The sequence below is a fragment of the Teretinema zuelzerae genome (genome assembly GCF_021021555.1).
GTDB classification, from domain to species: domain Bacteria; phylum Spirochaetota; class Spirochaetia; order Treponematales; family Treponemataceae; genus Teretinema; species Teretinema zuelzerae.
This window is the reverse complement of record NZ_JAINWA010000003.1, coordinates 570,755-581,985: the sequence shown is the minus strand read 5'-3', so window position 1 is coordinate 581,985 and position 11,231 is coordinate 570,755. Positions and strand designations below refer to the sequence as shown.

Below are 11,231 nucleotides of genomic sequence, written 5' to 3'. Positions count from 1 at the left end.
TCAAGCATTCAGGAGCCGAGATTCGGCTTCCGGCGCGACCCGGGCAATTAGCTCAGCTGGTTAGAGTATTACCTTGACATGGTAGGGGTCACTGGTTCGATCCCAGTATTGCCCACGAAAAAGACTGTTTCTTTTGAAACAGTCTTTTTTTTTTATTTTTCAGCTCAAATGCCCGGAAATCCGGGAGGCGAGTCCGGGGACGAGACCTTGTTGGGGAATTTGTACGGTGTTTCTCTATACCTACCGGTAGGTATAGAGAAACCGAACGAACTTCTCCCTTCGCTTTGCGTATGGAACTCGCCCCGAAACCGTTGTATACTCGAATCACACAAAAAATCCGGGAGATGCAGATCAATGAAAAAAAGCGCGATTCCCTTGATCGTTTTTCTACTCGCTCTATATACTGCTCCAGTACAGGCCGGACAGCCGTGGTGGTGGGACAGCCCTCACCGGGACGACGACCTGTATCTCTACGAACCGGCGTCGGCGTCTGGCTATAGAACCGAACAGGAAGCGGTGGCCGCGGCGTTCGACGCGGCCCGTTCCATGCTGATGAACCGCATCGGGATTACGCCGGCGATCCGCGAGGCAGGCCTCGTGCCTCCCCGGGAGTTTGCGCTCCTTTCCTGCGAAATCACCGATCGGGGCACCGAGCTTCTCGGCAGAAACTGGAAGGCCTGGGTGATGGTCCGCTACCCTCGTTCCGAACAGCAGCTCCTTTTGACGCGTTGGGAGGCTTCTCTTTCTTCGGTTCAGGATCTTCAAAAAATCGAAGCGAAGATTCCGCGGGAATTTTCGCTCAGTCTCGCTCCCGTAAGCGGGAGATCCGTGGTCGTAGGCGGCGAAACGATTTCATTCGCGGTGACCGCAGACCGGGACTGCCATCTGATCCTTCTGGACCATCAGAGCGACGGAACCACTATTCTCCTGTTTCCGAATTCCTACCACGAGGGGTCGGCCGTGCGCGCTGGAGAGACCGTCGTCATTCCGCCGCCTCAGTCGACCTTCGCCCTGGTCGCGACCGAACCGTGGGGAGACGACCGCATCGAGGCCATCGCCTGCACGGAGGAGTCAAGCTTGCACAGCGCCTTCTCGTCGCTTTTGGAGGTCAACGGAGCGTCTCCCGGCCTCGCCGCAGTCACCCGCGGTTTTTTCGTTAAAGCCCTCGACTCAGCCCTTTCATCGCCTGAGAAGGCGTCGTGGAGCCGCGCGGAAATGATTATCTCAACCTATCCGGAGAAAAAGTAAGCATGAATGTATTGATCGCGTATTTTCTGACAGCGGCCGTTTTGTGCGTCCTCGGCGTGAGTTTCGTTCTTTCACTTCAGGTGACCGACCGGCCGCGCCATCGCTGGCACAACGAGCTGGAAGCCGAAGCGGCCTATGCCGGTTTCTCCCTTTCCTGGTGGGAAGGGCTGGAAAAGGAGCCGGTATCAATCGCTTCTCCGCACGGGTACGAACTCAAGGGTTTGCGCGTCCGCTCGGGGGAAAGCCCGAAGGGCACTGTGGTTCTCTGCCACGGCCACGGGTGGTGCCTCGCCGGCAGCATCAAGTATATGAAGCTGTTTCTGGAACAGGGTTTCGACGCGATTATCTACGATAACCGTTCGAGCGGGGACTCTGGCGGAAAGCGCGTGACCATGGGCTATTTCGAAAAAGACGACCTTTCGGCCGTCATCGCCTTTGAACGCTCCCGTCCCGGCTTTTCAGGCCGCATCGGCACTCACGGAGAATCCATGGGAGCCGCGACGGTTATCCTGCAGAGTGCTGTTGCGAGCAACAGCGCCGTTGCAAGCAGCGGCGCATCGGTTTTGCCGGATTTCGTCGTCGCGGACTGTCCCTTTTCCGATCTTTCGGACGAGCTCGCCTGGAATCTGAAGTCGCGCTACGGGCTTCCCCGCGAACCCTTCCTCCTGCTTTCATCGGCTATCGCCCGGCTCCGCTGCGGCTTCGCCTGGAAGCAGGTTTCTCCGATCCGCGCGATAGAGCAAGCCGGCGGCATGCCGAACGTTCCCCTGTTTCTCGTTCACGGCTCGGCCGACTCCTACATACTTCCGAAAATGTCGGAAGATCTGTTCGCCGCGAAGCAGGGCGTCAAGCGCCTGCTTCTGGTTCCCGACGCGGGCCACGGACGAAGCCTCGTTACCGCTCCCGGACTGTACGCGCGGGAGCTCGGAGAATTTCTTAGTCAGACGAATTGAGTATCTGTTTCAGGAATTGTTTTGTGCGCTCGTTTTCGGGCTCGCTGAACATTTTTTCCGGCGGGGCTTCTTCGATTATCGTTCCTTCGTCCATGAACACTACGCGGTCCGCGGCTTCGCGGGCGAACCACATTTCGTGAGTAACGACTATCATGGTCATTCCTTCGTTCGCGAGGTCCTTCATGACCGACACGACCTCTCCCACCAGCTCGGGATCCAGGGCGCTCGTCGGTTCGTCGAAGAGAAGCACCGACGGCTGCATCGCGAGCGCCCGAGCGATCGCGACCCGCTGTTTTTGCCCTCCCGAGAGGGTGGACGGATACACCTTCGCCTTGTCGGATAATCCGACTTTTTCCAGAAGTCCGCGGGCGAGCTTTTCTGCGTCATGGGGACTCATATGCCTGGTGTGCACCGGGCCTTCCATGACGTTGTGCAGCACGTTCATGTGGGGAAACAGGTTAAAGTGTTGAAACACCATGCCGATTTCCTTGCGGATTCCCGTGAGATTCCGGTTCTTCAGAATCGGTTTTCCCCGGAACTGAACGACGCCTTTTTCAGCTTCTTCCAGAAAATTGATGCACCGCAGAAAGGTGCTCTTCCCCGAACCGCTGGCGCCGATTATGACGATCACTTCGCCTTCTTTCACGTCGAGATTCACATCCTTGAGGACATGAAGCTTTCCGAACCATTTGTGTATTTTAGACATCCTGAGGATGGGTTCATTTCCGATAGCTGTATTATCCACGATCACTCACTTTCAGTTTGTTTTCGATTCTGTGTATGACGTAGCTGAATACTCCCGTCATAAGCAGATACCAGATGCCGACGATGATGAGCATTTCCATATACATGAACGACGATGCTCCCAATTGGCGGCCGCGCAGCAGGAGTTCCGGCACCGCGATGGTGCTCGCGAGGGAACTGTCCTTCAGCGCGATGATGAATTGATTTCCGAGCGGAGGAACCGCCCGCTTGAAGGCCTGCGGAAGAATTATTCGCACCATCGCCTTCGATCGGGTCATTCCCAGGCTCAGCGCCGCTTCCATTTGTCCGTAATGGATCGACTGGATCGCTCCGCGGAAAATTTCGGCGATGTAGGCGCCGTTATGAAATCCCAGGGCGATGATCGCCGAGGGAAGCGGCGGGATGGTGACCAGAGCGATCAATCCGTAATAGATGACGAACAGCTGCAGCAGGAGCGGGGTTCCCCGCACGACGAAAATGTAGAGGCCGGCGAGTTTTGATACCGGCTTGAAACGCGAAATCCGGGCCAGGGATACTATCAGTCCGCTGACGATGCCGGTCAGTATTCCCAGAGCCGAAATGAACAGGGTGTATCCGGCCGCTTCCGCGAAGAAAAAAAACTTCGACGGGATGACGGCCAGGTCCCATGGAAAAATATCTCCCATGGTCGCTCCTTACTCTACCGTAATGTCTTGGCCGGGGAACCATTTTTCGCTGATCGCTTTAAGCGTTCCGTCCGCCCGCATTTCGGCCAGGACCGCGTTCACCCGTTTCGTCAAATCGCTGTCTTTCTTGAAAGCGATTCCCATGGATTCGGTGCGGAGGACTGAGCCTGCGAGGGTAAGGTCGCCGCCGTTTTTCATCTTGGCTATCGCGTTCAGTCCGACGATGCGATCGGTCATCACCGCGTCGACCCGTCCGTTGAGCAGTTCCATCAGGGTCTGGTTGTCGTCTTCATAGAGCTTCACCTTCAGCCCCGCGTTCGCGGCGTCCTTCTCGAAGGTCGTTCCGGTTACCAGGGCTACCGTATTCGACGGGCCGAATCGGGAAATGTCCGTAAGGCCCGAATCCTTCCGCACAATGAGCTGGGGGCCCGAGTAGTAGTAGGGATCGGAGAAGTCGACGACTTTCAAACGATCCTCCGTAACGGCCATGCTGCCCAGAATGCCGTCGTACCTGCCCGCGCGCAGGCCTTCGATGATGCCGTCCCAGGATGTGGTAACGTAGTTCATTTCAAGGCCGAGACGTTTCGCGATTTCCCGTGCGACGTCAACGTCGAATCCGTCGACAGAACCGTCGTCCACAAGGAAATTAAACGGCGGATATCCGCCCGAGCCGGCGAACGAAATGGAGTCGGCGGCGTCCTTTTTTCCGCCCGCCGCTGCCGGCAGGGTAAGAATCAGGAACAGAGCCGCCCCGGTAATGAGAGTTTTTACGATTTTCATGTTTCCTCCAGAGGAATAAGACTTGGCGTCTATAGAAAGAGTTAAACTGACATACTTAAATAAATGCAGAGGTTGTCAGTACCGACATACTAAAAATAACGAACAAGTTGTCAGTTGTCAACCCATGGAGAAAGATGATTGTCGGGCCTGATGCAAAAAGAGGGCTTGTGAGGGAATGGATTTTGCGGGCGTGCGAAGATTACTGAGGGCTGGAGAGAAGGCTCTGAACGCCGAAAATCGAGGGTTCGTCGCCGATGAAAACGATGACGTCCTCGGCTTCGAAGCGAAAATACGGTCCCGGCGATAGTATGAGTCGGCCCGCGCGGCGGACGGCAATGATGGTGGCTCCGGTTTTCTGCCAGAAATTGAGTTCGTCCTCGGTTTGTCCGCAGACGGGGGAGCCGCCGGGCACGTCGATCTCATAGTTTCTGAAAGGGCTGCCTTCTGCAACCCTGGAGGTCATGCCGGAAATATCGCTGGCGAGTTCAACGATTTTTTTGCTTAAGACAGCGTGTTCTTCCATTGTTTTTTTGAGTTTCTTCCGGAGCGCCTGGACTCCGGCGTATTCGTCGAATCGTTCGATATATGCGCTGGCGGCGCTGCGGGAGAGCACGACCGCTCCGCTGTTATGCTTTACCTCGACTACCTGCATGTCGGAAAGAAGCTTGAGCGCTCTGCGTATTGTTTCCGGAGATACCCGGTATTCGGAGGAAAGAATCGAGCGGCCGTAGATTTTTTCTCCCTCATGCAGATCGTCCCGTGCTATCCGGCGGGCGATGTCAAGGGCGATGCGCAGATATACGGGAGAGGTGTCCGGCTCTGCCGGCTGTGCGTCCAGGGCTGTGTCTTTCGTCTCGATCATTGAACAAATAGTATAGCATATCCGGCTTGAGTTGTTATACGGCTTTTATTTTGACCTGATCCGAAACTATGATAGAGTAGAGTCATCGCATCTTGAGGGAGGCTTGTTGTGGCTTTTTCACGCATTGTTCGCCGGTTCTCCGGTAATCGCCTCGGACAGGCGTCATTAGTATTCCTCTCTCTTGCCCTTGCTTCCTGCCTCGGTTCTCTACCGGCGCAAGACCGCGTGGAACCAGCCGGATCGGCCGAACCCGGCGTCATTGATCTCCGCTCCGCTTCCTTCGATTCAGATTCGCTTATCCGCCTCGGCGAAGGCTGGCTTTTTTCGTATGAGGATTCCTCCGGGATGCCGGCGCGGATTCCCTTCAACTGGAACGCCCGAAACTTTTCCGGCGCGGACGGCTCGGCCTTCCGCTCGGGTCCCTTCGGCAGGGGAGTATTCAGAACGACCTTGCTGCTTCCCGAACGCCGCGGGGATCTGGCACTGAAAATAGGGGAGGCCGGAACCGCTCTGGCCGTCTACTGCGGCGGCGTTGAAACCGCCAGGCTCGGCAAGGTCTCCGGGGCTCGGGCGGGAAGCGTTCCGCGCGTGATTCCCCTCCGCGTTCTTCTCCCCCCGGAGGAGAGCCGCCTGGAGATCGTTCTCGAGGTGTCCAATTTCGAAGATTCCAACGGAGGAGGGCTCTGGGGGCCGGTGTATATCGGTTCTGCGGCGGCCGTCGAACGCGAGCGCTCCGCCGCCCTCATCCGCGACGCCTTTATTTCAGGCATTTTCTGCGTGATCGCCCTCTACCATCTGGCCCTGTTTTTCAGCCGTCCGGCGGATCTTTCCTCTCTTTTGTTCGCCGCCGTCTGCGCATGCTTCTTTTTCCGCCAGCTTGCTACCGGAGAAAAGCCTCTTGCTCTGTTGTTTCCCTCTCTTCCCTGGACTGTTCTGGTTCGCATCGAATATCTCACCCTGTACTGTCTCGCTCCCGCGTACACCGCCTTTTTCGCCCGGCTTTTTCCGAGCGATGCCCTGCGAAAAGTCCGCGCCGCCATGCTGGTGTTCGGCCTCGCCTCGGTCGCATGCGCGCTCATACTTCCCGTGCCCCTGTTCATCGCCACCCTCGTGCCGGTGCAGATCTACTGGATTCTCCAGTTTTTCCTTACCGGATATCTCATCGCCCGCGCGAACGGGGACGGACGGCAGGACGCCCGCCTCATGCTTTTTTCGTTTTTGCTGCTGGCGGCCGCCGGCGTGAACGACATTCTGGTTTCGCGCTTTTACATCCCGACTCCCATTCTCACGCCGCTCGGCCAGATTGTTTTTATTCTGTTTCAGTTCTGGGTGCTCTCCGGAACTCTTTCGAGGCAACGCAGGCGTTCGGAGGATCTTGAGCGCATCGCGAAAGAACTCAAGGCGATCGACGAGGCGAAAACCCGCTTTTTCACCGCCAGCTCCCACGAACTCAGAACCCCGGTCACCCTCATCGCCGCTCCCCTTGAGGCGATAATGAAAGGCCGCTACGGCGATGCGGTTCCCCGGGACGCTCCGGTGTTTACGCTTATTCAGCGCAACTGCGACCGCCTGCGCCGCCTGGCCGACGGCTTGCTCGAACTGCTCAGATTGGACTCCGGAACCGTCGCCCCCTCCCTCCGTCCGGTGAACCTTTCACAATTTTCGGAAAACTGCTCGGCACTTTTCGCGCCTGAAGCCGCCCGCCGGGGAATCTCCCTCGTTTGCGCGAACAGCGGCGCGCCTGTTGCAGCGGAAACCGACCCGGTTCTTCTTGAAACCGCCGCGATGAATCTGTTGTCGAACGCTCTCAAATACACCAGGCGCGACGGATCGATCGTCGTCGATTGCGGAATAGAAGAAGCAGCCGGGAACGCCGCAGAAGATCGGCGCGTATTTTTTTCCGTCCGCGACAGCGGCCGGGGCATTCCGGAAGAGCGCATCCCCCGCCTCTTTGAACGCTTCGCCGCGGCCGGCCTTGAAAGCTGCCGCGACCATACCGGCTTCGGCATCGGCCTTCCCCTCGCCGCGGAAATCGTCGGCGCTCTCGGGGGCGAAATCCGTGTCTCGAGCGAGGTCGGCGCTGGATCTCTGTTCACCGTCTTTTTGCCGGCGGCGCGCTCGCCGGTCCCGGCGACTTCCTCAGCCGCCGGCATTGCATCAGGCTCGCCAGTCGCGGCGACTTCCTCCGGCGCCGGCTCGCCCGTGACAGCCGGCTCGACCGGGACCGCTCCTGCGGCCCAACCCGCAGGAGCCTCCGGTCTCGCGGGCGCGGCGGCGAAAAACGCTGTATCGGTGCTGCTTATCGACGACGACCCCGACATCGTCTCCTTTCTGGCGGAGATGCTGGGCCCGGTTTTTGCGTTCCGCTCCGCGTGCTCGGGAGAAGAAGCTCTCTCCCTTCTTTCCGGAGGCTTCCGTCCACGGGTCATACTCTGCGACGTGATGATGGACGGCATGGACGGCTTCGAGTTCCGCCGCCGCCTCGCGCAGGATCCCGATCTTTCAGCCGTTCCCTTTCTTTTTCTTTCCGCCAGAACGGACTCCCGCAACCGGCTCGCCGGCCTCGAAGGCGGAGCTGTCGACTACATCGGCAAACCTTTCAGCGTCGACGAGCTTGAAGCGAAGATCAAATCGCTCGCGTCCCTCTCCCTCCTGGAAAGCCGGCGTCTGCAAGCCCGCGTCGAGCGGGCGCTCGGCGGGGATTCGTCGGACGCCTCCTCCGGAAATGCGGCCTTTGATTGGCGGGTCCGCGCCGACTCGTTGTCGCTCAGCGGCCGCGACCGGGACATCGTCCCCCTGTTGATCCAGGGCCTCGGCGATAAGGAAATCGCCGCGAACCTCGGCTGCTCGCCCAGAACCGTATCGAACCGAGTCTCGGCCCTGCTGAAAAAAACCGGCGCCTCGTCCCGGTCCGCCCTCGTATCCTTCATGCTCGGCGGCGGGTAATTATACTCTCCGCAAGAGTAAAAATACCCTGTTCCGCTAATCCCTCGATCGATGAGACACTGAAATCCAGGAGGACATCGACATGTCGGAAACAAGAGACCGGTCGCGCACCATTTTCGGAAACAGGATAGGTGAAGCTACCTGCCGCAAGGCGGTGAAACAGAAAAACGCATTTCTCAAAAAATTCGGGGACGACCGATCGAACGGCTTCTGTCTTTCGTCGGAGGAAATCCCTGAACTCGCCGCGCTCGGGATTCGCAACCTCAAGGTCGAGCCGCGCGGAACACACGCCGCCGGGTCTTCTTCGCCCGCCGCCTTCGAATTCCCGGCGGGCGAAAAGCCTATGGTAATCGGAAACATCCGCATGGGCTTCGGCCACTACCGCATCGCCATAGCGATGGCGAGCGCCGCCCGTTCGATGGGCTTTACTCCCTACCTCTTCGATCTTCATTCGTTCAAGGAAACCACCGGCGGTAAAATAATCGGCAAGCTCAACGCCCTGTATTCCTTCGGATCCCGGCTCTCCCAGAAATCCGCGCTTTTTAACCGCTTCTATTGGGAGCCCCTCAACTCGGAAGGCTTCCGCAAGCTTGCCTACAATGCCTGCGACCAGAAAACCGCCGAGCTCATGGCAACCCCCTGTTCGCTGTTGCCGCGCGATATCCCCTTCATCGCGACCCATGTATGGCCGTCCCAGGCCGCCGTCCACGCCGGAATCTCCCGCGTCGTCAACGCGGTCCCCGACAACTGGCCCATGGCCCTCCATCTCTCCGAAGGTGCGATTCACGCCGTCCAGACCCCCTCGGCCTGGTTCGGCTACAAAACCCTCAACGGTATGTGCGGGAAGAGCATACTCGCCCCCATGCCGGAAGGCTCTCTTGTCCACACGGGACACTACATCGACCATGAACTGGTCTCGAACCTCAAAGCCGATACGGCGGCGCGGATCGACCGCCTCTCGTCGGGCAAGCCCCTGCGCATCCTGCTCGCCGTCGGCGGCGCCGGAGCCCAGGGCGATTTTTACGCCTCCCTTCTGCGCTGCCTCGTTCCGCTCGCGAAACAGGAAAAGGTCGCCCTTTTCATCAACGTGGGAGACCATAAGTCCGTTTTGGAAGGCTTGTTCCGCGACGTGCCGGAGCTCCACGGAGCGTATCTGCACGACGGCGACTGGGACGACGCCGCCGCCTACGCCCGCGAAGCGCTCGACGGCCCGGCGCGCGGAATGCACGTGTTCCACAACAGAGAGATTTTCTCAGCCGTCTACATCACCAACCTGCTCATGCGCGCGTCCGACATCCTCGTCACCAAGCCGAGCGAACTCGCGTTCTACCCGGTGCCCAAGCTCCACATCCGCCGCGTCGGCGGGCATGAAGCCTGGGGCGCCGTCCGCTCAGCCGAAGTAGGCGACGGAACCATCGAATGCCCGACCCCGGAACAGGCTGTGCAGATGCTCTCAGTTCTGCTCGAACACCCGGAAGCCCTCTCCCTGATGAACGCTTCCATCCTGAACGCGAACAAAGCCGGCGTGTATTCCGGCGCCTACCGATGCGTCGCGCTTGCCGCGGGAATCGAATACAAAGGAGACTCTCAATGAAAGAAACGACAATCGCCGCCTCCGGCGTCCGCAAAAGAGCCGAACGGCTTCCCTTCCGCCTGAAGATCGTCTACGCCCTCGGCCAGCTCGGCTGGTCCCTCGGCAGCTACGGCGCCGCGAATTTTCTCAACCAGTACTATCTGCCCTTCAGCGAAAACGGCGCCGCCCTCTACCCCAAAATGATCCATCAGGGCTACGTAATCGGCGTGCTCACCGTCATCGGCCTCTCCCTCTGGTTCGGCCGCGTGTTCGACGCCGTCACAGACCCGCTCATCGCCGTCTTCTCCGATCGCTCGAAGTCCCGCCTCGGCCGCCGCCGATCCTTCATGGCAGTCGCCGCCGCTCCCTTCGCCCTTTTCGCCGTCCTCTGCTTCGTGCCCCTCTTCGGCAGCGGCGCGGATGCGAACACCGCTGCGAACGGCGTGTGGCTGTTCGTCTGCATCACGCTGCTGTATTGGTTCATGACCATGTACGTCACGCCATTCTTCGCCTGGATGAGCGAACTCGGCCACGACCCGGACGAGCGCCTTCAGCTCTCTACCATGATTTCCATCACCTGGGCGGTGGGCGCCATGCTCGGAGCCCAGGCTCCCGTCTTTCAGGGAATGTTCCAGTTTTCCGGAAAAAGCGCCCAAACTTCGTTCCAGCTCACCATGGTGGCCTTCGGCGTCGTCTCCTTCGTCCTCATGATCCTGCCGGTGATTTTTATAAACGAAAAACGCTACTGCGAATCGGTCCCCAGCGACGAAGGCTTTTTCACGTCTCTTAAAACCGTCATCTCCGACAAAAACTTTTTCATCTTCACGCTTTCCGACTTCGCCTACTGGATAAGCCTGTACTTCATCAACAACGGCCTCATGTACTACGTCACCGTCCTGCTCGGTTTGCCGAAGGAAACCTACTCCTTCCTCTTCATCGTCATGTTCCTCGTGAGCTTCCTCTTTTATGTGCCGGTCAACATCATCGCCCGCAGGGTCGGCCGCCGACGCCTTCTCATCATCGCCTTTTGCCTCTTCGGCCTGCTCTTCGCCTTTTCATCCCTCTTCGGCATCATGCCGCTTCCCCCCATGGTCCAGGCTCTCATCGCCTCGCTTCTCGCCGCCATACCCCTGGCCGTCTTCGGCATTCTCCCGAACGCGATGATCTCCGACATGGCCGAAGCCTGGGCGATAGAAACCGGCCAGCACAAGGCAGGCGTCTTTTTCGGCTTCCGCACCTTCATGTCGAAAATGGGCCAATCCATCGGCGCGGTGATTCTCCCCTCCCTGGTCATGCTCGGGGCCTCCGCCTCGAACGGAGAAGTCGTCGGGGTCTTCGGCGTCAGGCTCACCACAATCTGCGCCCTCGGCTTCTGCGTCGCCGGCGTCCTCCTCCTCCTTCGCTACGACGAAAAAAAGGTCCAGGACACGCTCTCGCGTCGCACCTGATGCCGTATTCCT

Annotated in this window: 9 protein-coding genes and 1 tRNA gene; 6 read left to right on the top strand and 4 right to left on the bottom strand. The window is 58.8% G+C overall.

The features are described 5' to 3' along the window. Nucleotides 1–41: 41 nt before the first annotated feature. From K7J14_RS09880 to K7J14_RS09870, 3 genes are all read left to right on the top strand, one after another. Nucleotides 42–115 (top strand) — tRNA-Val (locus K7J14_RS09880). Nucleotides 116–354: 239 nt separating this feature from the next. Beyond that, nucleotides 355–1,248 carry a DUF4384 domain-containing protein gene (locus K7J14_RS09875; protein WP_230755739.1) on the top strand — a complete coding sequence of 298 codons (894 nt, stop codon included), beginning with the start codon at nucleotides 355–357 and terminating at the stop codon, nucleotides 1,246–1,248. A 2-nt stretch (nucleotides 1,249–1,250) separates the two neighbouring features. After that, nucleotides 1,251–2,201 (top strand): alpha/beta hydrolase, encoded by a 951-nt coding sequence (locus K7J14_RS09870; protein ID WP_230755737.1) that lies wholly within the window; start codon nucleotides 1,251–1,253, stop codon nucleotides 2,199–2,201. Here K7J14_RS09870 and K7J14_RS09865 read toward each other — a convergent pair. The 4 genes from K7J14_RS09865 to K7J14_RS09850 all read right to left on the bottom strand — a co-directional run bounded on the left by K7J14_RS09865 (nucleotide 2,185) and on the right by K7J14_RS09850 (nucleotide 5,252). Next, nucleotides 2,185–2,907: an amino acid ABC transporter ATP-binding protein gene (locus K7J14_RS09865; RefSeq protein ID WP_269062490.1), complete on the bottom strand. Its 723-nt coding sequence runs from the start codon at nucleotides 2,905–2,907 to the stop codon at nucleotides 2,185–2,187. The two genes, K7J14_RS09870 and K7J14_RS09865, sit on opposite strands and share 17 nt — an antisense overlap. A gap of 31 nt (nucleotides 2,908–2,938) precedes the next feature. Next, the gene (locus K7J14_RS09860; RefSeq protein WP_230755736.1) at nucleotides 2,939–3,610 is read right to left on the bottom strand and encodes an amino acid ABC transporter permease; all 672 of its coding nucleotides are present in this window, start codon (nucleotides 3,608–3,610) and stop codon (nucleotides 2,939–2,941) included. 9 nt (nucleotides 3,611–3,619) lie between these two features. Beyond that, the gene (locus tag K7J14_RS09855; RefSeq protein WP_230755735.1) at nucleotides 3,620–4,390 is read right to left on the bottom strand and encodes an ABC transporter substrate-binding protein; all 771 of its coding nucleotides are present in this window, start codon (nucleotides 4,388–4,390) and stop codon (nucleotides 3,620–3,622) included. Nucleotides 4,391–4,589: 199 nt separating this feature from the next. Continuing rightward, nucleotides 4,590–5,252 carry a TrkA C-terminal domain-containing protein gene (locus K7J14_RS09850; protein WP_230755734.1) on the bottom strand — a complete coding sequence of 221 codons (663 nt, stop codon included), beginning with the start codon at nucleotides 5,250–5,252 and terminating at the stop codon, nucleotides 4,590–4,592. 108 nt (nucleotides 5,253–5,360) lie between these two features. Here K7J14_RS09850 and K7J14_RS09845 point away from each other — a divergent pair, with 108 nt between their 5' ends. The 3 genes from K7J14_RS09845 (at nucleotide 5,361) to K7J14_RS09835 (ending at nucleotide 11,219) form a co-directional block, all read left to right on the top strand. Further along, nucleotides 5,361–8,198 (top strand): ATP-binding protein, encoded by a 2,838-nt coding sequence (locus tag K7J14_RS09845; protein WP_230755733.1) that lies wholly within the window; start codon nucleotides 5,361–5,363, stop codon nucleotides 8,196–8,198. Nucleotides 8,199–8,280: 82 nt separating this feature from the next. Then, on the top strand, nucleotides 8,281–9,792 hold the full coding sequence (locus K7J14_RS09840) for a DUF6937 domain-containing protein (protein WP_230755732.1): 1,512 nt from the start codon (nucleotides 8,281–8,283) through the stop codon (nucleotides 9,790–9,792). Further along, the gene (locus K7J14_RS09835) at nucleotides 9,789–11,219 is read left to right on the top strand and encodes an MFS transporter (protein ID WP_230755731.1); all 1,431 of its coding nucleotides are present in this window, start codon (nucleotides 9,789–9,791) and stop codon (nucleotides 11,217–11,219) included. Before K7J14_RS09840 ends, K7J14_RS09835 begins: the two co-directional genes overlap by 4 nt. The last annotated feature ends 12 nt before the right edge of the window (nucleotides 11,220–11,231 follow it).